This is a genomic window from Enterobacter cloacae (assembly GCF_011078175.1).
Classification (GTDB): Bacteria; Pseudomonadota; Gammaproteobacteria; order Enterobacterales; family Enterobacteriaceae; genus Enterobacter; species Enterobacter cloacae_Q.
In genome coordinates, this window is record NZ_JAALCJ010000002.1 from 43,214 (window position 1) to 62,409 (window position 19,196).

Here is a 19,196-nt window from a genome sequence, read left to right on the forward strand (position 1 = left end):
AAAAATTTATAAAAAATCTTGACCTGTATATTTAAAATGTGAAAGCAAACTGCTGACTAATAAACACCACTATTCCAGCAAAGGCGAGGTAGGGTCCGAAAGAAATAGAGAGATTATTTTTATTTAAATTATTTACGGCGAAATATCCGACAATACCGCTTAACGCTGCCGCAAGTTCAATAGAGGGTAATGCCTGCCAGCCGCACCAGGCACCCAATGCGGCCAGCAGCTTAAAATCACCGTACCCCAGACCTTCACGCCCGGCGATCAGCCGAAATGCCCAGTAGAGCAGCCAGAGCGACAGATAGCCCGCCACCGCGCCGAACAAGGCATCCCGTAGCGGCAGGGTATGGTCAAACGCATGGAGCACTAGCCCCGCCCACAGCAGCGGCTGGGTCAGACAGTCCGGAAGCAGCTGGTGCTGCCAGTCGATCATGGCCAGCGGCAGTAAAAACGCCGCCAGCAGCCATAAGGAAAACAGCGACTGGACGTCTGGCATAGCCCAGGCGGTGATGCCGCAAAACAGCGCGGAGAATAATTCGACCAAAAATATCCGCAGAGGGATAGCGGTACCGCATTGATGGCAGCGGCCACGCAATAAAAGCCAGCTGATAAGCGGGATATTTTCCCACGCCGCAAGCGTGTGCTTACACGCGGGGCAGTGCGAGGCAGGAAAAAGCAGATTGCCGCTCCTCTCCTCTTCCATCACCATCCCCGGGACACGCTCGACCACGACGCCAAGAAAACTGCCCACAATTCCCCCCAGGATCGCACTCATTATCGGGAAGCCCAGCGGACAGGTTTCCCACATCAGCACGACGGTATTCATGCGGACCTGGACCAGGTAAGCACCACCTGCGCTTTTACATCGCTAAGATGATCCACCGGCGTAAGATTCATTTTCTGTATTCTGACGCCGGAAGCCTGATTAATTTCGCGCAGCCAGCCTTTTAATTCATAAACGTTTACGCGATTCACGACAAAGGATAATGTTTGTCCCTCCTGGCGTACATCCGTCAGCGAGAGATTAATTTCATGGGCACTGTTCTCCACCACCGTGCGTGGATTATCCGTTTTGACTAACTGAACCTGAAGATGATTTTTATCAATTTCACTTCGCATCCAGTTTAGCGTCTCTTTTTGTCTTTTTAGCGTTGATTGACTATTTTGAATCATATTATCCAAGGGAATGACTCCTGCGTAATACACCGCAGCCGCGAAAACGGCGGCGGCGCATAGTTTTAAAATGACTTTCTCCCGGGCGCTATAGTTCTGGTAGCGCGATGTCAACTGTGCGATTCGCTCTTTCATTTATGTTTCCCTGCGATCATGGCGGTATAAGGTTCGGTTGTTGAAACAGGCTGTAAGGAAAAATCAAAATTCTCACTGGTCTGATCAACAAACGCCTGTAGCGCGGGCTGGTTTTGCGCACTGACGCTCAGGGTTAGCCGGTTTTGACCTGCATCGTATTCCAGCAGATCTATTTCCATCGCCGGAACGGCCTGCCTGGCGCTCTCCAGCTCTTCCATCTGAAGAAAAATCCCTTTGCTCTGCTTCTTCAGGTTTTGACCAAAGTGATATTTGATATTGGTCTGCTGACGCATGCTGGGGAAATGGTGCTGATACACCTGGACGATCTCCTCCTGCAAAAGGTTTTCCTGCTGTACCAGCATCCAGGCCAGGGCAATACGCGGCCCCAGAAGCAGGCCGACTGACAGCAGGCCCGCCGCGGCTATCGCCACCTTCATGCTTTTCGCGGCCCGGCCATTACTGGCCTTAGGGCTGAACTCACTGTGCAACATATTGACGCGACAGCTTTGCCACTGCGGCTGGATCAGCACCAGCGGGTGTTGCCAGACGTACTGGACATCAACGTTAACGCCTGCGGGCGCGTCGCCGTAGCAACAAACTTCCCCGGTTTTCTGCATGAGCCGCGGCAGCAGGCTCGCCTCCATTTCACCGGCCACGTGGGGCGAAAAGCGCAGCCAGTAGCTCCCTTCCTGCGCCACCAGCGTACTGCCACCTGCGGTCACGGGCAGCAGCCAGGCATCAGGCAAGACCTGAATCACTTTTAATCCGGCGTCCTGACAGCGGGCCAACGCCGCGCGCAGGCGATCGGCATCCATCGCCACGGCATCGACCTCGGCCCCTTTTTTGTGCAGCACCGTCCAGTGAAGATTATCCACGTCACCGATCAGCGTCTCCTCCGCCATCCACGAGAAGGCCATCGCCTGAGAAGCCACTTTTTTCGGCAGCGTGAAATGCCGGAAGATCATGTCGCTGGCGGGAAGCAGCAAACAGACGCGCGCAGCCAGCGGGTGATCCGCCAGCGCCTCCAGGGTGTCGAGCACCTCAATGCGTTCACTGCCGGACTCACACCACATTATTTTCCCGTCCTCGCGGCTGTCGGGACGAACAAAAAGTACCTGTTTCATAACGTTCTACTTTTCTTATTCAATCATTCGGTAACGACGCTGCCACGTCATGATCTCACCGGCTTCGTTATTGACCTGAAGCTGGCTGACCACGCGAAGCGTTAATTCATCGGTATTGCCGCTGTAATTGACGCGGAAGTACCGGCTGTTTATAGAAAATTGATCGGCCACCTGCGGGAGATCGTCTTTTAACTGCGGGAAGGTCTGCTCCAGCGCTTTGCTGAACGCTTCCATATTTTCCCAGCCCGATTCCGGACGCGAATCCAGCAGGCGAACGGCATCATCCGGCGTGAGTTTTCCCGGGAACATGGCTGCCAGCACGGCAGCCTGTTCCGGTTGCAGGGTGTTGACATCAACCTTGCTGGCGGCGTCCGGCAGGGCGCATAACAACTTGCTCACCTTCGGATAGGCCGTTACGGGGAACGCAGGCAGCAGTTTGATCTCCGCGATGTTGCGCATCATCTGGTTTGCTGGCTGCCGTGCGGGCACGACGCCGGCCCACGCATCGCTCTCGGCCCCCTCTTTCGCCGTTGTGTTGTCACCGTCGAGATAATCCACCAGCTGGAAATAGACCTCCTCCGCCGCGCCCTGGCTGAGGCCGCTCTCCGTCAACAGTTGCTCGATAATCTGCGCTTTACGCGGTTTTTCTGACACGGCGGGGGCGTTTTGCCCCTGAGGTACGGCGTCGACGGTCAACAGGTTATTGACGTTGAAGCAGTCCTGCGCGTCTTCCACCTGGCTCACGACCGTGTAGTCTTCCCCCCGCGTCTCCAGCGGCTGATGCCAGTCCCCATCCAGAGATAGCGGCTTACTCTCGCCGCTGGCGTCGGTCTGTAACCGATCTTTCACCACTTTCTCCTGGGCCAGCATCGCCCAGCGCAGCTGCTGCTGGCTGACCTGATAATGGGTTTTCTGCAAATTACGGCAGAACTGCTGGCTGATTTTCGCGGCCAGCGCTGACATCATCACCAGCAAAATCAGCACCACCAGCAGGGCGACACCTTTTTGTTTATGGATCCGGCTCATGGTTTGGCCTCCGGCGCTGGAGCGGCTTCCGGGGTCGTCGCTGGCGCGTCAGCCGCCTTCTCAGGCGCAGCGGCACTGGCCATCTCCGGCATGTCTCCCGGCGTGGTAAACACCCAGCGCCAGGTATCACCGTTTTCCATTGTCAGCGTCACCTCCACGCCGTCCGGCACATGAGCAGCGTCGCTCCAGCTTTTCAGCCAGCTCTGACGATAAAAACGCCATTGCAGGGATTTCACCTCGCTGATAATCGGCACGTCGTCGGGCTTAGCGTCTGCCGGGCCGTCAATTACCGGCCAGACGTCGCGATACAGACGCCCCTCTTCCAGCCGCCAGCGCACGCGCTCCAGCTGGACCGTTCCGCTCACCCCGCTCAGAGTGGTCAGTTCCAGGGCATCCCCCTCCTGACGAAACAGCTCCGGCTCGTTACGCGGTGCACGCGCCTGTAGCTGGAAAAAATCGCGCTCCATCAGGCTCCAGGCCCGCTGAAGCTGGTTGAGCTTTGCGGCACTGGCATCGGTAGCCGTGCTGGTACGCATCGCGCCGTCCAGAATTTGCCAGGCCAGGGTGCTGATCACCGCGAATATGGTCAGGGCAATCATGATCTCCAGCAGGGTAAATCCGCGCTGGCGTCGCGTATTTTTCACTTGCTCTCTCCCGGAGGAATGATGTGCAACGAAATAACCGGCTGGCTGTCGTCGCCTTCCGCATAGACGCGGATTGCGTTTGCCCAGCCGTTGTCGGCGGTTTTCACCCGCTGCTTGCGCCAGTTCCAGCTGCGCCCGCCCATGATTTCCGTTCCCTGCTGCTCAGCATCCGGGAAGTCGGTTTTCGTGAGCTGCGCTTCCGCCAGCTGGTTTTCCGCCACCCAACTGGCCTGCAACGTATCGGCCAGACCATGGGTAAACCGCACGTTCAGGGAAACCGAATTCATCAGCGCCAGCGCGGCAGTGGAGAAGATCACCAGGGCGACCATTACCTCCAGCAGCGTCATTCCCGTTTGCTTTTTGTTTCCGTTAGCCATCGTTTTCTACCGATACCGGCGCCGCGCCTTGCGACACCACGCGGAAATGGTGCTGCTTGTCGTAACTTTGCAGCGTCAGCGTGAAGCGGCTGATTTCACCGTCCGGTAGAAAGATCACCTGCGGCTCAGACGCTACCGTGGCGGCCAGACGCTGCGGCGAGAGCGAAACGTGCATCTCTTCCGGGAAATTACCTTTGGTGGTAATACGTCCCGCGGATAACGGCACCCAGTGACGTTCGCCGTTTTTATCGTCGAGCGTTACCAGCTGATAGTTATCGGTGGCGATCACCAGTCCGACGATATTTCCGTCCATCACCGCGCGGTCTGAACCATAATCAACGAGAGCTTTCAATTGCTGGCCAAATATATCCGCACCGCTGCGCGAAGGTATTGTTGACACCACCATCATGGCGCAACTGGCAAATATCACCAGCGCCAGAATAATTTCCAGCAACGTAAAGCCGCGTTGAGTTTTCATTATTTCTCTTTCTTATCCAGAGACCAGTTTGTAATATCATCGGCGGTATTTGCTTCACCGTCCGGACCGGCTGAGAAAATGTCTACCGCGCCGTGTTCGCCCGGGCTCACCAGAATATAATCCCCGCCCCACGGATCCTGAGGCAGACGACGGATATAGCCGTCTGCACGGTAGCCGTTCGGGATAGGCGCGATTTCAGGCTTGGTCACCAGCGCCTGCATCCCCTGTTCTGTCGTCGGATAGCGATGATTGTCCAGCTTATACATGTCCAGTGAACCTTCGAGCGCGACAATATCGCTGGTTGCTTTTTGCTCGTCCGCTTTCTCTTTATTTCCCATTAAGTTTGGTACGACCATACTTGCCAGGATGCCGAGAATAACAATAACCACCATTAATTCGAGCAAGGTGAAGCCCGCCTGGCGAGCTAGGTTTTTACGTTTTAAAGCCATGATTTAACCTACCATATTATTAAGTTGCAGAAGCGGTTGTAATATTGACAGTACGATGAATAAAACAATCGTTGCCATGGATACCACCAGCGCCGGTTCAAAGACCGACAGCGTTAATGTAATTCGATGCTGTAATGCCGATTCCTGGTTTTCCGCCGCGCGGTCCATTAAATTACCTAATTCCCCACTCTCTTCGCCGGAGGCAATCATATACAGCATGGTCGGCGGGAATAATTTCGCCTGTTCAAGCGCCGCATACAGCGATGCGCCCTGGCGCACGGTGTCGGCGGCTTGCTCCAGCACCTGCCGGGCATAGAGGTTTTCGATACCGTCCATCGCGATATACATCCCTTCAAGCAGAGGGACGCTACTGGCCTGCAAAATGCTCAGGGTACGGATATAGCGGGCGCTGTTAATGGCGCAGACCAGCTTTTTAATCGGCGAGCCGTTCACCAGCCAGCTGTGCCAGCGGAAACGGTTTTTGGCATTCCTCAGCCAGGTTTTGAAGCCGATGAAGCCGCCCCCCAGAATGCCCACAATATAAATGCCCCAGGCTTGCAGGAAATCACTCACCGCAATCAGCGTCCGGGTGGTGATCGGCAGTTGCTGCTTCATATGGGTAAACTGCTCGATCACCTGCGGCACTACCGCCACGAGCAGGATACTGATGACCGCGATGGCGACAACGGTGAGGGTTATCGGGTAGACCATCGCCTGCGTCAGCTTGCTTTTCATCTTCTGGCGCTGCTCGTTGTATTCCGCCAGCTTCTCCAGCACATCGCCCAAATGACCGGTCTTTTCACCCGCCATCACCAGCGTACAGTAGAGCTTGTCGAAGGTGCGCGGGAACTGGCTAAACGCATCGAACAGCGTATGCCCCTCAACCACCTTCTCGCGGATTTCCACCACCATCGCCGCCAGCTTTTTGTCTTCCGTCTGCTTCGAGATCGCCTTCAGCGCGCTCTCCAGCGGCAGCGCGGCATTCACAAGCGTGGAGAGCTGACGGGTAAACATCGACAGCACCGGCGTGGAGAGCTTTGCGCCGGTTTTCGCTTTTCCTGCCGCCGCCGTCTCGCGGGTTTCGTTGATGCTGACGGGCATCAGCTTTTGCTCGCGCAACATCTGGCGAACCTGCTTCTGCCCCTCGGCCTGTAGCGTCCCGCGCTGGGTTTTTCCCGCGGCGTCCGTTGCCGTCCAGGCGTAGAAGGCCATTACGCATCTCCTCCACGCTCGGCGGTAACGCGCATCACCTCTTCCAGCGAGGTCACGCCGCTAATCACCTTCAGCAGCCCATTTTCACGCAGGCTGTAGGCCTGCTTAAAGAGCTGCGTTTCGATGGACATTTCGTCTTTATCTTCATGAATGGCGCGGCGCATGGTGCTGTCCACCACCAGGAATTCATGAATACCCGCACGGCCCTGGTAGCCGCTCTGGCGGCAATGCTCGCAACCCACGGCGCGGTAAATTGCTTTTGGCGGCGCGTCCATAAAGCTGAACAGCGCTTTTTCATTGGCGTCCAGCGGACTGGTGGTCCGGCAGTGCGTACACAGCCGACGCACCAGACGCTGGGCAATGACACCGAGCAACGATGAACCGATTAAAAAGGATTCCAGCCCCATATCCCGCAAACGGGTGATCGCCCCTGCGGCACTGTTGGTGTGCAGCGTAGACATGACCAGGTGACCGGTGAGCGACGCCTGCACCGCGATCTGCGCGGTTTCACCGTCACGAATTTCCCCGATCATCACCACGTCCGGGTCCTGGCGCAGAATGGCGCGCAGCCCGCGGGCAAAGGTCATGTCCACGCGCGGGTTAACCTGCGTCTGCCCCACCCCTTCCAGCTCGTATTCAATCGGGTCCTCAACGGTCAGAATGTTGCGTTCGTGGCCGTTCAGCGCCGAAAGAATGGCGTACAAAGTGGTACTTTTACCGGAACCTGTCGGCCCGGTGACCAGGATAATGCCGTGCGGGCGGTCAATCAGCCCTTTTAACTTCTCCAGCTCTTCATCGATTAGCCCCAGCTTGTTGATGTCGGGCTTCAGGTTACTTTTATCGAGCAGACGCATCACCACGCGCTCGCCGTACTGCGAGGGAATGGTCGATACGCGCACATCGATGGCCTTGCGGCCAATGCGCAGGGAGATACGGCCATCCTGCGGCAGACGCTTCTCGGCGATGTCCAGCTTCGACATAACCTTAATACGCGACACCAGCAGCGGCGCGAGCTTACGCGCCGGTTGCAGCACCGGACGCAGCACGCCGTCAACGCGAAAGCGAATGCTCAGCGTACGTTCAAAGGTTTCAATATGAATATCCGACGCGCCGTCTTTCACCGCTTCGCCAAGAATGGCGTTGATCAGGCGGATCACCGGCGAGTTTTCATCGTTATCGAGCAAATCTTCGTTATCCGGGATCTCCTCGGTTAACGCCATCAGATCGATATCCGCATCCATATCATCCACCAGCTGCTGCGACACGCCGCTGCTCTGCTGCCAGATTTTGGCCAGCATCTCGTCAAAGGCTTCCGCCGTCAGGGTGACCGGGACGAACGCGCGTCCCAGCACCCGGCGCACTTCCAGCAGTGCCAGTGCCGGGGTGTCATCACGGATATAGACGTCATTGTTATAAAATAAAACGCCGTTATCTTTTGCGTAGCTGCTGCTACACAGTGTTTTACTCAGCTCGTCCACGTTGCCCCTCCGCCTTATTCTTTAAACGGATTGCGCGTCGCGCTGGTTTTCACCGGTGCGGCGTGGGCGCTGGCTGACGGAGACGGAAACGCAGGCAGAACGGCGTTACCCGCCGGTTCAACAATGCCAAGCTTCTTCTCTTCCACGCGCTGCTGCTGGCGGGCGCGGATCTGGTCATATTTCTCTTTCGATGCCGCACTGTAATTATCGTCGTCACGCAGAACGGTGGTATGGATAAACACCATCAGGTTACGTTTAGAGGTATCCTGCGAGGTGTAGCGGAACAACTGCCCCACCAGCGGAATATCCCCCAGCAGCGGCACTTTAGATACCGACTGTTTGGTGACGTTTTCCATCAGACCGCCGAGCACTACCGTCTGGCCGCTGTGCACCATCACTTCGTTATTGATCGTGCGGGTGTTAAAGGTTGGACCGAGGCTGGCGTCTTCCGTCGCGCTGTTGTCAACGCTGGAGACTTCCTGCTCAATCTTCATGTGGATCATGTCGCCGTCGTTAATCTGCGGCACAATTTTCAGCTTGGTACCCACGGTCTTACGCTCAACGGAGTTAAAGACGTTGTCGCCGCTGGTGGTCTGCGACCCGGACAGCACCGGCACATCCTGACCGACGTTGAACGACGCTTCTTTGTTATCCAGCGTGACCACGCTTGGCGTGGAGAGAATGTCGTTTTTGCCGTCGGTAGAAAGCGCGCTCAACAGGGCACCGAAATCACCGTTAAAGAAGCCTGTCGCCAGGCCGGTGAAGCTCGCGCCTTTCATGGTGCCATTTTTGATCTGGCTGATCGGCAGCCCGGTAGAGCCGAACTGCACGCCACCGTGCTTGCTGGTCCACTGCACGCCCAGATCCAGGCCACTGCCGTCCTGTACTTCCGCAATGATCGCTTCCACCAGCACCTGCGGACGGCGAATATCCAGCTTGTCGATCACCTTCTCAAGGGAGTTCATCACGTTAGGCTGCGCGGTGATCACCAGTGAGTTGGTTGACTCGTCGGCGGTAATATTCAGATCCGTTGAGGCGCTCGCCGTTTTCGCTTTTGCGGTACCCGGTTTGTCTTTCAGCTGTTCGCCAATTCCGGTGAGGACCGGAACCACCTTCGTGGCGCTGGCATACTTAAGATAGAAGACGCGGGTATTCCCCTCGTTATTCTGCTCGCGATCCAGCTGATGAATCAGTGAACGGGTGCGCATACGCGCATCTTCCGGGCCGCTGATCACCAGGCTGTTGGTTTCGTCATCCGCCACGACTTTGGTGGCCAACTGCGGTGCGTTCTGCCCTTTCTGCTCTTCATTGCTGAGGTTGTTCAGCATTTCTGAAAGCTCTTTGGCTGAGGCAAAGCGCAGCGGCACAATTTCGCGTCGCTGGATACCGTTGTTATCAACGCGCTGCACCAGATCCACCAGACGGTTGACCACCGAGGCTTTACCCGTTAACAGCAGCACGTTCGACGGCTCAAAGTGGACCACGTTACCAATGCCAGTCGCATCGTTAAGCTGACGCAGCAGCGGGGCGAGCTCGCGCACGGGGACATTTTCCATGCGCACCACGCGGGTGATGATCTCGTCACCTTTGCCCGGGTTTTTGCTGTCTGCCAACGGCGCACCCGCGGTGCGGGCGACGCTTGAGCGCACCACTTTCACCATACCGTTGTCCATCGGGATGACCGACAGACCGTACAGATCCAGCACGCTCAGGAAGAACTGGTAATATTCGTCTTCCGTCAGCACGTTGTAGGTTCTGACCGAGACGGTTCCCTGAACGGACGGATCGACCAGAATGGTTTTGTTGAGATTGCGACCTACCGTATCGATAAACTCGCGTATATCGGTATTTTTAAAACTCGCGCTAAAGTTAGCTGCAAGCAGCGAACCTGAATATAACGACAATGCGGTCAGCGCCACGCACGCCCAAGGAAATTTCTTCATGTCTGTACACTTGTTAATTGTTTAGAACATTAACCCGAATATTTTCAAGGTGAGCGTGACGTCGGACGACGACCTCCGCTTCTTTCATTTTCGACCAGTTAGCAATAATACTTTTTGCTTTTGCTTCATCCGTCATATCGACAGAATTAACTTTTACCGCAACGTCTCCTTTTTCCAGACCAGACTGGCTGTAAAAGGCCGAAGCATTCCTTGGGTTTATCCTGTAGCCTTCCAGATGGCCCTTTTCGAGTATTGGTTTTAACACCAGATAATCATCAAGATGCACGCTGTCAGCGCCTGCATCTTTTGACGATTTCGTTACCGGGCCGCTATCCACGCCGCCTTTAAAATAGTCTGGCTGCTTTAATGCCAGTACCTGCGTAGCACCTTCATAATTAACCACCACATTATCTTTATTAATTTCCTGAATAAATGCGTCGTTAAAACCGGTAAGCGGTTCACCTTCACGATAGCTTCTCTGGCCGCCAGGCGTTTTAATGACGGCGAAGGAGAGCCAGGAATCATCGCTTCTGACAATGCCTTCGATTTCCGCCGCCAGCGGTGCTTTCACCGCTGCCGGTAAATTGTCCTGACGAACGGCAGCCGTAAAGAGCGCAAAGGTTTTTTTATTACGCGACGCTTTCAGCTGCTGTTCATCAGAATCAGCCCGCTTATTCGTAACTTTTTTATAATCTTTTAAGGTGAGATATCCCTGCTGGCCGCAAAAGATGAGCAGCACAAACATAAAGCAAGGCATTATCCACCGTGACAGAAATGAGAACCTCATTTTTAATCCGGCCTATAGCAAAGCAAAAATAAGCAGCGTCATACTGCGCCAATATGGAGGAAAATAGTAATTAACAGGTGCAAAGGCGACCACTGACTTCGCCACTAACTTTCATAAAGAAAAATATTGACCGTATAAAATCCAGATGTTAGACACGGCCTGCTGGATATTTTTACCCTGACTGCAAATTGACCGTTCAGGGTCATTACCTTACCTTCTGCTGCTGTTGCTATTCCAATCAGAGACGGTAAGTCGTTATGTATCAGAGCCACTTTAATTTTAAAAATCCGCCATTCAGAACAATCACCCGTTTATCCGGTGATTTTCTGGTGCCTTATCATCAGGACGTGTTCAACCTGCTGAAAGAGAAAACCCAGCTGGCGGGAATTATCGGGCTGTTTTGCGACGACGCTCCCCTTCTGGGCCAGTTCAGCGATGCGCTGAAAGCCAATGACAATACCGTCCTTGCCATCAATGCGTTTCCCAAACTGAGTGCCAGTAGCCTGCTGTACAAACTCAACCCGGGAACGAAAGCGATTAAAAATCGCATTCAGGCGGTGGATACCGTCCTGCGCCAGTGGCAGGAGGGGAAAGAAAAATCCAGAGTGCTGACAATCGCCCATTCCGAAGCTATGAAAGAGAGCTGCCGTGAGGTATTAGGTACGCTTCTCACGCGCGCCCAGGAGCTGAACTTCCGATTCTCCGTGGTACTCACGGGCAGTGCAGATCAGGAAATCCTGCTAAAGCAACCGGAACTGCGCGAATATACGCACACGCATCATGTCCTGCGCCCTCTGACCTGCCGCGAATACCTGAGTTACGTTCAGGCGCAGTGCGAAGAACACGGCTGTGAGAACTCGCCGTTACCACCGGCCCGCGTGCGCAAAATGCACACCCTGACCAAAGGCAACATCAGCAAACTGAACGCGCTGGCACATTTGTCAATGCTCGCCGCCTGGACGGAACGCGCGGCGCAGGTCAGCCCACGACATTTACGTCTGGCGGCGGGAGAGATCCTGCCCGCGAAAAAACACGGTAAGCGCCTGGCGACCGTGGGGCTGTTTGCGTCCGTGCTGTTTGCCGCCTGCGGCTGGTATTTAACCTCGTCGATCAGCGTGCGCCTTCCGATCCAGCTGCCGGTGCCGGTCAGCTGGAAACAGCAGGTGCCAAAAGCCGAAGCGCCCGTGGTGCCGGTAATCGACAACGAAATGGTGAATCAGCCGGATGCGATGCACCAGCTTTATCTCATGTGGGGATATGACGCCTCGATCGAAGATGCGCTTTGTGAGAACGCCGCGAAAGTGAACCTGATGTGTAAACAGGGGAACACATCGCCGGATACGCTGGCGAAAGAAGGTTACCCGTGGGTGAGTGAGCTAAAAACAGGCGGTCATCTTAACTATGCGGTGGTCGCCCGAGTGGGCGACCACTCGATTGACCTGTTAATGAATAACCGCACCTGGCAGGTGAGCCGCAGCTGGTTTAACCGGCATGCCACTGGCAACTTCACCCAGTTACACCGTCTGACACCGGAAGGTAAGGACGCGATCGGCGCGGCCAGCGACAGTAAAGACATGGCCTGGCTGGATCGGCAATTAAGCCTGGCGCTGGGCAAGCCTGAAACGCATGCCCGAACCTGGACCGCGGAGATGATGAAACGCACCCGCGAGTTCCAGCAAAAAATAAATCTACCCGTGGATGGCATTCCTGGAGAAGATACGCTGATGCAGTTAATGCGCGTAACCAACAGTACGCCAGGCGTATTGATCCAGGCCAACCAGACTAAAACGGACGCGAACACGCAGGAGAAGAAAGCCTAATGTCTACCATCTGTCTTGCGGCCCAGCGCAGCTACACAACCGGGGAAGCGGTCTGGTTTTCGTACCGCCTTCCCAGCCTGAAAACCGTGTTCGGCAACAGCCTGTTATGGATGGTCGGGCTTTGCGCCATGCTGGTTACCGGCCTGTATGCGCATATCTACTGGAACTTGCGCCATCCGGCGCCTGAACCGGTAAAAGCCAGCGTTGCGAAACCGGAAACGCAGCTTTCCGATATGCATTATGTGTATGTGAGTAAACCGTTCCCACATCCACATCCCGCGCCCGCGCCGATGCATGTGGATGTTCCACCGATGCAGGATCTGCCTATTAACAGCGAAGATGCCGACTGGCAGCAAGCGCCCGACGGCGCAGTGCCGCATGACACCTCGCGGGATACCTTACCGGGAACCGAGGCGAACGAGCAGGAAATGCCTTCCGCCAGCGCTGACCAGGATGACACGTCATTAAAGGAGTTATTTAAGCAGGCGTTAAAAGAACAGGAACGAGATTATTCGCAAGGCAAAATACCCGAGCCGCCGGTTGACGAAACGCAGGATAATCCTCAGACCAGCTTAAAAAATAATGAACATAGCCGTTCCTCCTTAAATATTAAAGAAGAACAGCTGGAGCAGGATTAGTATTTTTCTGGAAGCGTGGTGAGGTTGAGCAGTCGCCCTTTTTCAACCACAATATACTGACCTTTTTTAAGGTCGGACAGGATTTTAATAATGGTACTACGCGCCAGGTTAGTGTATTCCTGAATGTAATCGTAAACGTTAATATCACGTTGATGATGAACAATCAGATCATTAATCTCGTATAAAAATTCGCGAACTACGGAATATGCACTGCGGGCAACCAGAACATCATCACGCTTGCTTAGCATGCAAATATACCAGGACAGGACTTTGGTCAGTTCTGGCCATAAGTTTTTTTCGGTCATCAGTCTGGCGAATTCCTCCTTTCTGACTGAGCGAACAATGGTATTCGCCCTGACAAGGCCATACATATGGGTGGCGTTGTAATACATAGATGAGAGGCCAAAGATGCAATGCCCGGTGACGGTAAACATGCACAGTTCGTCAGATTCACGTCGAAATTCCACTTCGCCGCTGACAATAATATGAATATACCCGGTATCAGCAGTGGAAATTTTTTGCCATTTCTTTAATGTTTTTTCTTCAAAGACTGAAGTTGCTGAAATGATTTTTTCCATTTCATGTTGCGGACGTAATTTTTTTGCATAGATGCTTAACATTGTTATACCCGATTTAAGATATGATTATAAAAAAAGATGGCCACGGCATGTGCGCAGAACCATAAAGTCCTTCCTGGTGGAAAAATCAAAAATAAAAACAAAAAAGTGAAGCTATTAATTTATTTGCCAGAATGATTAGCAAGCTATGTGTCTATCTTAAATCCGGATAATTTTAAGTCAATTTACTAAAAGTTAATTGATTTTGTACTTAAGATTAATCTCATAGGAAATCAGAGAAAAATACTCCCTATGAGGTATTAAAATGGATTAATTCTGCCCGTATTTTTCTAAAAGTGCTTCGGCAATCGCCATCGTTTCTACATCTGCTATGCCGTTCCATAATTGGGGACGAAAATGCATCTGGAAGACCATGATGATACGTTGCTGCTGCGCTGGCGTAGCATCCTCGGGAACGTCATAGCCGTAGCGCGACAGCAGGTCGAGCAACACCGCCGTATCGACCTGCCGATAACGCGGCCGTCCGTTGATATAGAAGTTTACGCGTGCCGCATCGGGCCACGCGCCGATACCCTGTTGCGCCAGTTCATGCCACGGGAACAGCGGGCCAGGATCGTCTTTACGCTGCGGGGCGATATCCGAATGCGCCACCACGTTCTGCGGCTTGATGTCGTAGCGGGCGATGATGTCTCTGGCGAGCGGGATCAGCGCCGCAATTTGCGTCGGTTCAAAGGGGGCGAAGGTTTTCACGCCATGCATTTTCCGCCAGCCGCGATTTTCCAGCTCAATGCCAACGGACGTGTCATTTATACGGTTAGTACCACGCCAGAAGCTGATGCCCGCATGCCAGGCCAGCTCGCTCTCCGGCACCAGCTGCCAGATACGCGGTTTGCCGTCGGGTGCGGGTGGATGGGCGGGGATAAGATAATGCGAACTGACATTTTTATCGGTTAACGTCGCAAGCGAAGTATCGAAATCGTCAGCGGTGTAGTGGATCACCAGCACCTTTATACGCGGATAGGCCGCCTGCGCCTGATGGCGCGTATCCAGCTCGTACGCGCCTTTATCAACAATGCCTTTTTCCTGGGCGCATCCTGCCAGCAGTAATGCCAGCAGGAGGGGTGAAAGCGAACGCTTCATCGGCGGGTTTTCACCGCCGTGCCGCTTACGCTCACCATCAGCATGCTGGCATCTTTCCCGACCGTTTCGTAGTCAATATCTATGCCCACCACCGCATCCGCACCCAGCGCTTTGGCCTGCTCGCCCAGCTCTTTAAACGCAATTTCGCGGGCCTTACGCAGCTCTTTTTCGTACGCGCCGGAACGTCCGCCGACGATGTCCCGAATCCCGGCAAAGAAGTCGCGGAAGATATTGGCGCCCAGAATCGCTTCGCCGGTCACCACGCCGCAGTACTCGGTAATAGGTTGTCCTTCCAGGGTTGGCGTTGTTGAAAACTGCATACTTTCTCTCCTTCTTTAGCGTTCAATGCGTTAGCAACAGCATTATCGGTTCGTTACGCTATGATTGAAAGGATAGTTAATAAATAAGGAAATCAACATGCGCTACTCTGCTTTAACGCTTTTAGTGCCATGCGCGCTGGTGCTCAGCGCCTGCACAACGCCGGTCACGCCAGCCTTTAAGGATATCGGAACCCGCAGCGGCCCGTGTATTGAGGGCGGCCCGGACGCCGTGGCGCAACAATTTTATGATTACCGTATTCAGCATCGCGGTAATGACCTGACTGCCCTGCGCCCGTACCTGAGCGATAATCTGGCGAAACTGCTCGCTGACGCTTCGCGCGATCCGCAGCATAACGCGCTGCTGTCATCCGATCCGTTCTCCAGCCGCGCCACGCTGCCGGATAGCGCCGACGTCGCCAGCGCGTCCACCATCCCGAATACCGACGCACGCAACATTCCTCTGCGCGTGAAGCTGACCCAGGGGACGCAAACCTGGCAGGATGAGGTGCTAATGATTCGTGAAGGCCAGTGCTGGGCAGTAGACGATGTGCGCTATATTGGCGGCAGCGTTCATGCCCCTGCGGGTACCCTTCGCCAGTCGATTGAAAACCGCTAACGCATCCGTTAAATAAACGTTAACCCCGTAAAATGTCCGGCATTTCATGCGGAATGCCGACATTTATACTCACCCCACTTTCCCTTCACTATTTTGTGCTATGTTTAAGAGGAAATACGGGTTATATTTAACTTTTAACGCAGAAATATTGCATAACTATTCTGTCAACGGTACTATCTGCGGCCTCAATTGCTATAGATTGCCTGGATGAGTAAAGACTGCCCCGATGAGTATTAAACTAAACGGCATTAACTGCTTCTACGGCGCACACCAGGCGCTGTTCGACATTACGCTGAGTTGCCCGGAGGGCGAAACGCTGGTTTTGCTTGGCCCAAGTGGCGCGGGAAAAAGCTCCCTTCTGCGTGTCCTTAATCTGCTTGAAATGCCCCGTTCGGGGACGCTGGCCATCGCCGGCAACCATTTTGACTTCGCGAAACGCCCCTCTGATAAAGCGATTCGTGAACTGCGTCAAAACGTGGGCATGGTCTTTCAGCAATATAATCTCTGGCCGCATCTGACGGTGGTGCAAAACCTGATTGAAGCGCCGTGCCGCGTGCTTGGTTTAAGCAAAGATCAGGCGATGGCGCGTGCTGAAAAGCTGCTGGAACGTCTGCGTCTGAAGCCGTACAGCGACCGTTATCCTTTACACCTCTCTGGCGGTCAGCAGCAGCGTGTGGCGATTGCCCGTGCGCTGATGATGGAGCCAGCGGTGCTGCTGTTCGATGAGCCAACCGCGGCGCTGGATCCGGAAATTACTGCCCAGATCGTGAGTATCATTCGTGAGCTGGCGGAAACCAACATTACCCAGGTCATCGTGACCCACGAAGTGGAAGTGGCGCGTAAAACCGCCAGCCGCGTGGTCTACATGGAAAACGGGTATATCGTTGAGCAGGGTGATGCGAGCTGCTTCACTAACCCGCAAACCGATGCCTTCAAAAACTACTTATCTCACTGATGTGTTAGGGAAATTATAATGAAAAAAGTATTGATTGCCGCGCTGCTTGCTAGCGTCAGCCTTTCCGCTACCGCAGCCCAGACCATCCGTTTCGCCACTGAAGCGTCCTACCCTCCGTTTGAATCCATTGATGCGAACAACAATATTGTTGGCTTCGACGTGGATCTGGCAAATGCCCTGTGTAAAGAGATCGACGCGACCTGTACCTTCAGTAACCAGGCGTTCGACAGCCTGATCCCAAGCCTGAAGTTCCGCCGTATCGACGCCGTGATGGCCGGTATGGACATTACCCCTGAGCGTGAAAAGCAGGTGCTGTTCACCACCCCTTACTACGACAACTCGGCGCTGTTTATTGGTCAGAAAGGTAAATACGCCTCCGTTGACCTGCTGAAAGGCAAGAAAGTCGGCGTGCAGAACGGCACCACGCACCAGAAGTTCATCATGGATAAGCATCCGGAAATCACCACCGTGCCGTATGACAGCTACCAGAATGCGAAGCTGGACCTGCAAAACGGTCGTATCGATGCGGTGTTCGGGGACACGGCTGTCGTGACTGAATGGCTGAAAGCGAACGACAAGCTGGCCGCCGTGGGTGACAAGGTGACCGATAAAGACTACTTCGGTACAGGTCTGGGTATTGCCGTACGTCAGGGCAACACCGAGTTGCAGCAGAAATTCAACGCTGCGCTGGAAAAAGTGAAGAAAGACGGCACCTACGAAACCATCTATAAAAAATGGTTCCAGAAGTAATTCCTGATGAATGAAATTTTTCCTTTAGCAAGCGCCGCCGGGATGACCGTCGGCCTTGCCGTTTGTGCACTGATTATCGGCCTGGTACTGGCGATGTTCTTTGCGGTATGGGAGTCCGTTAAGTGGCGCCCTGTCGCATGGCTCGGTTCAGCGCTGGTGACTGTGCTGCGTGGGCTGCCGGAAATTCTGGTGGTCCTGTTTATCTATTTCGGCTCCTCACAGCTGCTGTTAACGCTGTCGGACGGCTTCACGATTAATCTCGGCTTTGCGCAGATCCCGGTGCAGATGCAGATTGAGAACTTCGACGTCAGCCCGTTCCTGTGCGGCGTGATTGCGCTCTCCCTGCTCTATTCGGCCTATGCGTCACAAACGCTGCGCGGCGCGCTGAAAGCGGTGCCGCAGGGTCAATGGGAATCCGGCCAGGCGCTGGGCCTGTCGAAAGCGGCGATCTTCTTCCGCCTCGTGATGCCGCAGATGTGGCGTCATGCCCTGCCAGGGTTGGGTAACCAGTGGCTGGTACTGCTGAAAGATACCGCGCTGGTGAGCCTGATCAGCGTGAACGATTTGATGCTGCAAACCAAAAGTATCGCCACCCGTACGCAGGAGCCGTTTACCTGGTACATCGTCGCGGCGGCTATCTACCTGGTGATCACGTTGCTGAGCCAGTACGTTCTGAAGCGTATTGATCTGCGCGCAACGCGTTTTGAACGGAGACCAGGCTGATGCTGGACTATTTACCCGAACTGATGAAAGGGCTGCACACCAGCCTGACGCTGACCGTCGCGTCTATCATCGTGGCGCTGATCCTGGCGCTGATCTTCACCATCGTCCTGACGCTGAAAACGCCGGTGCTGGTGTGGATTGTACGTGGCTACATTACGCTCTTTACCGGTACGCCGCTGCTGGTGCAGATCTTCCTGATTTACTACGGCCCGGGGCAGTTCCCGTCGTTACAGGACTATCCGGTTATCTGGCACCTGCTCTCTGAGCCCTGGCTCTGCGCCCTGATTGCCCTCTCCCTGAACAGCGCGGCCTATACCACGCAGCTGTTTTACGGTGCGATCCGCGCGATCCCGGAAGGCCAGTGGCAGTCCTGCGGTGCGCTGGGCATGAGCAAGAAGGATACGCTGGCGATCCTGCTGCCCTACGCGTTTAAGCGCGCGCTGTCCTCGTATTCGAACGAGGTCGTCCTGGTATTCAAAAGCACCTCTCTGGCCTACACCATCACTCTTATGGAAGTAATGGGCCACGGGCAGCTGCTGTACGGACGCACCTACGACGTGATGGTGTTTGGTGCGGCGGGTCTGGTCTATCTTGTGGTTAACGGCCTGCTGACGCTGATGATGCGTCTTATCGAGCGTAAAGCGCTGGCGTTTGAGCGCAGAAATTAATCGACTTAATGCATAAATCTATTTTTGTAGTGCGGGTAACCTGATGGGTTATCCGCATTTTTTTATGCTTTAAATAATATTTAATCATATTTATTGCATATAAATTCATTAAGTGGCATTGTACATCCATGCCGCAGACACGGCGCATAACGACAAGAT

22 protein-coding genes are annotated in these 19,196 nt (G+C 54.3%); 7 read left to right on the top strand and 15 right to left on the bottom strand.

Features of this window, described 5'->3' with window-relative positions:
* Positions 1-31: 31 nt before the first annotated feature.
* The 12 genes from G6Q29_RS04385 to gspC are packed head-to-tail and all read right to left on the bottom strand — an operon-like array spanning position 32 to position 10,787.
* Positions 32-829 carry a prepilin peptidase gene (locus tag G6Q29_RS04385; RefSeq protein WP_165464679.1) on the bottom strand — a complete coding sequence of 266 codons (798 nt, stop codon included), beginning with the start codon at positions 827-829 and terminating at the stop codon, positions 32-34.
* Positions 826-1,311, bottom strand: coding sequence for a type II secretion system protein GspM (gene gspM / locus G6Q29_RS04390; protein WP_165464680.1), 486 nt, complete (start codon positions 1,309-1,311; stop codon positions 826-828). The genes G6Q29_RS04385 and gspM overlap by 4 nt, the downstream gene beginning before the upstream one ends.
* A complete protein-coding gene (gspL, locus tag G6Q29_RS04395; RefSeq protein WP_165464681.1) occupies positions 1,308-2,435 on the bottom strand; it encodes a type II secretion system protein GspL in 1,128 nt (375 codons plus the stop codon). The genes gspM and gspL overlap by 4 nt, the downstream gene beginning before the upstream one ends.
* Before the next feature lie 15 nt (positions 2,436-2,450).
* On the bottom strand, positions 2,451-3,461 hold the full coding sequence (gene gspK / locus G6Q29_RS04400) for a type II secretion system minor pseudopilin GspK (RefSeq protein WP_165464682.1): 1,011 nt from the start codon (positions 3,459-3,461) through the stop codon (positions 2,451-2,453).
* Positions 3,458-4,105: a type II secretion system minor pseudopilin GspJ gene (gspJ, locus tag G6Q29_RS04405; RefSeq protein ID WP_165464683.1), complete on the bottom strand. Its 648-nt coding sequence runs from the start codon at positions 4,103-4,105 to the stop codon at positions 3,458-3,460. Before gspJ ends, gspK begins: the two co-directional genes overlap by 4 nt.
* On the bottom strand, positions 4,102-4,482 hold the full coding sequence (gene gspI, locus G6Q29_RS04410) for a type II secretion system minor pseudopilin GspI (RefSeq protein WP_165464684.1): 381 nt from the start codon (positions 4,480-4,482) through the stop codon (positions 4,102-4,104). The genes gspJ and gspI overlap by 4 nt, the downstream gene beginning before the upstream one ends.
* Entirely contained in the window at positions 4,475-4,960 is a 486-nt protein-coding gene (gene gspH / locus G6Q29_RS04415) for a type II secretion system minor pseudopilin GspH (RefSeq protein WP_165464685.1), read from the bottom strand. Before gspH ends, gspI begins: the two co-directional genes overlap by 8 nt.
* Positions 4,960-5,409, bottom strand: a complete 450-nt coding sequence (gene gspG / locus G6Q29_RS04420) for a type II secretion system major pseudopilin GspG (RefSeq protein WP_165464686.1) — start codon at positions 5,407-5,409, stop codon at positions 4,960-4,962. Before gspG ends, gspH begins: the two co-directional genes overlap by 1 nt.
* Before the next feature lie 3 nt (positions 5,410-5,412).
* Positions 5,413-6,621: a type II secretion system inner membrane protein GspF gene (gspF, locus tag G6Q29_RS04425; RefSeq protein WP_165464687.1), complete on the bottom strand. Its 1,209-nt coding sequence runs from the start codon at positions 6,619-6,621 to the stop codon at positions 5,413-5,415.
* Entirely contained in the window at positions 6,621-8,099 is a 1,479-nt protein-coding gene (gene gspE, locus G6Q29_RS04430) for a type II secretion system ATPase GspE (RefSeq protein WP_165464688.1), read from the bottom strand. The genes gspF and gspE overlap by 1 nt, the downstream gene beginning before the upstream one ends.
* Positions 8,100-8,113: 14 nt before the next feature.
* Positions 8,114-10,042, bottom strand: coding sequence for a type II secretion system secretin GspD (gene gspD / locus G6Q29_RS04435; RefSeq protein WP_165464689.1), 1,929 nt, complete (start codon positions 10,040-10,042; stop codon positions 8,114-8,116).
* Positions 10,043-10,055: 13 nt separating this feature from the next.
* Complete coding sequence (gene gspC, locus G6Q29_RS04440; protein ID WP_165464690.1) at positions 10,056-10,787, bottom strand: type II secretion system protein GspC; 732 nt, start codon at positions 10,785-10,787, stop codon at positions 10,056-10,058.
* A gap of 299 nt (positions 10,788-11,086) precedes the next feature.
* On the opposite strand from gspC, the gene G6Q29_RS04445 reads away from it, so the two are divergent.
* Positions 11,087-12,649, top strand: coding sequence for an ExeA family protein (locus tag G6Q29_RS04445; protein WP_165464691.1), 1,563 nt, complete (start codon positions 11,087-11,089; stop codon positions 12,647-12,649).
* Positions 12,649-13,287, top strand: coding sequence for a hypothetical protein (locus G6Q29_RS04450; protein ID WP_165464692.1), 639 nt, complete (start codon positions 12,649-12,651; stop codon positions 13,285-13,287). The genes G6Q29_RS04445 and G6Q29_RS04450 overlap by 1 nt, the downstream gene beginning before the upstream one ends.
* Here the strand turns inward: G6Q29_RS04450 and G6Q29_RS04455 are convergent.
* From G6Q29_RS04455 to G6Q29_RS04465, 3 genes are all read right to left on the bottom strand, one after another.
* Positions 13,284-13,907, bottom strand: coding sequence for a helix-turn-helix domain-containing protein (locus G6Q29_RS04455; protein ID WP_165464693.1), 624 nt, complete (start codon positions 13,905-13,907; stop codon positions 13,284-13,286). The genes G6Q29_RS04450 and G6Q29_RS04455 overlap by 4 nt on opposite strands.
* Positions 13,908-14,174: 267 nt before the next feature.
* Entirely contained in the window at positions 14,175-15,005 is an 831-nt protein-coding gene (locus G6Q29_RS04460; protein ID WP_165464694.1) for an N-acetylmuramoyl-L-alanine amidase, read from the bottom strand.
* A complete protein-coding gene (locus G6Q29_RS04465; RefSeq protein WP_006174327.1) occupies positions 15,002-15,325 on the bottom strand; it encodes a heavy metal-binding domain-containing protein in 324 nt (107 codons plus the stop codon). Before G6Q29_RS04465 ends, G6Q29_RS04460 begins: the two co-directional genes overlap by 4 nt.
* Before the next feature lie 97 nt (positions 15,326-15,422).
* On the opposite strand from G6Q29_RS04465, the gene G6Q29_RS04470 reads away from it, so the two are divergent.
* The 5 genes from G6Q29_RS04470 to artM all read left to right on the top strand — a co-directional run bounded on the left by G6Q29_RS04470 (position 15,423) and on the right by artM (position 19,037).
* Positions 15,423-15,941: a lipoprotein gene (locus tag G6Q29_RS04470; RefSeq protein WP_165464695.1), complete on the top strand. Its 519-nt coding sequence runs from the start codon at positions 15,423-15,425 to the stop codon at positions 15,939-15,941.
* Positions 15,942-16,167: 226 nt separating this feature from the next.
* Positions 16,168-16,896, top strand: coding sequence for an arginine ABC transporter ATP-binding protein ArtP (artP, locus tag G6Q29_RS04475; RefSeq protein WP_165464696.1), 729 nt, complete (start codon positions 16,168-16,170; stop codon positions 16,894-16,896).
* An 18-nt stretch (positions 16,897-16,914) separates the two neighbouring features.
* The gene (artI, locus tag G6Q29_RS04480; protein WP_165464697.1) at positions 16,915-17,646 is read left to right on the top strand and encodes an arginine ABC transporter substrate-binding protein ArtI; all 732 of its coding nucleotides are present in this window, start codon (positions 16,915-16,917) and stop codon (positions 17,644-17,646) included.
* A 6-nt stretch (positions 17,647-17,652) separates the two neighbouring features.
* A complete protein-coding gene (gene artQ / locus G6Q29_RS04485; RefSeq protein WP_003858367.1) occupies positions 17,653-18,369 on the top strand; it encodes an arginine ABC transporter permease ArtQ in 717 nt (238 codons plus the stop codon).
* The gene (gene artM, locus G6Q29_RS04490; protein ID WP_165464698.1) at positions 18,369-19,037 is read left to right on the top strand and encodes an arginine ABC transporter permease ArtM; all 669 of its coding nucleotides are present in this window, start codon (positions 18,369-18,371) and stop codon (positions 19,035-19,037) included. Before artQ ends, artM begins: the two co-directional genes overlap by 1 nt.
* Positions 19,038-19,196 lie beyond the last annotated feature (159 nt).

Coding starts and splice junctions, on each gene's coding strand:
- gspM (WP_165464680.1), bottom strand. CDS start 1,311: ATGAAAGAGCGAATCGCACAGTTGACATCGCGCTACCAGAACTATAGC.
- gspC (WP_165464690.1), bottom strand. CDS start 10,787: ATGTTTGTGCTGCTCATCTTTTGCGGCCAGCAGGGATATCTCACCTTA.
- G6Q29_RS04445 (WP_165464691.1), top strand. CDS start 11,087: ATGTATCAGAGCCACTTTAATTTTAAAAATCCGCCATTCAGAACAATC.
- gspK (WP_165464682.1), bottom strand. CDS start 3,461: ATGAGCCGGATCCATAAACAAAAAGGTGTCGCCCTGCTGGTGGTGCTG.
- gspF (WP_165464687.1), bottom strand. CDS start 6,621: ATGGCCTTCTACGCCTGGACGGCAACGGACGCCGCGGGAAAAACCCAG.
- gspL (WP_165464681.1), bottom strand. CDS start 2,435: ATGAAACAGGTACTTTTTGTTCGTCCCGACAGCCGCGAGGACGGGAAA.
- G6Q29_RS04460 (WP_165464694.1), bottom strand. CDS start 15,005: ATGAAGCGTTCGCTTTCACCCCTCCTGCTGGCATTACTGCTGGCAGGA.
- G6Q29_RS04465 (WP_006174327.1), bottom strand. CDS start 15,325: ATGCAGTTTTCAACAACGCCAACCCTGGAAGGACAACCTATTACCGAG.
- artI (WP_165464697.1), top strand. CDS start 16,915: ATGAAAAAAGTATTGATTGCCGCGCTGCTTGCTAGCGTCAGCCTTTCC.
- G6Q29_RS04385 (WP_165464679.1), bottom strand. CDS start 829: ATGAATACCGTCGTGCTGATGTGGGAAACCTGTCCGCTGGGCTTCCCG.
- G6Q29_RS04450 (WP_165464692.1), top strand. CDS start 12,649: ATGTCTACCATCTGTCTTGCGGCCCAGCGCAGCTACACAACCGGGGAA.
- artM (WP_165464698.1), top strand. CDS start 18,369: ATGCTGGACTATTTACCCGAACTGATGAAAGGGCTGCACACCAGCCTG.
- artQ (WP_003858367.1), top strand. CDS start 17,653: ATGAATGAAATTTTTCCTTTAGCAAGCGCCGCCGGGATGACCGTCGGC.
- gspG (WP_165464686.1), bottom strand. CDS start 5,409: ATGGCTTTAAAACGTAAAAACCTAGCTCGCCAGGCGGGCTTCACCTTG.
- gspD (WP_165464689.1), bottom strand. CDS start 10,042: ATGAAGAAATTTCCTTGGGCGTGCGTGGCGCTGACCGCATTGTCGTTA.
- G6Q29_RS04455 (WP_165464693.1), bottom strand. CDS start 13,907: ATGTTAAGCATCTATGCAAAAAAATTACGTCCGCAACATGAAATGGAA.
- gspI (WP_165464684.1), bottom strand. CDS start 4,482: ATGGCTAACGGAAACAAAAAGCAAACGGGAATGACGCTGCTGGAGGTA.
- G6Q29_RS04470 (WP_165464695.1), top strand. CDS start 15,423: ATGCGCTACTCTGCTTTAACGCTTTTAGTGCCATGCGCGCTGGTGCTC.
- artP (WP_165464696.1), top strand. CDS start 16,168: ATGAGTATTAAACTAAACGGCATTAACTGCTTCTACGGCGCACACCAG.
- gspH (WP_165464685.1), bottom strand. CDS start 4,960: ATGAAAACTCAACGCGGCTTTACGTTGCTGGAAATTATTCTGGCGCTG.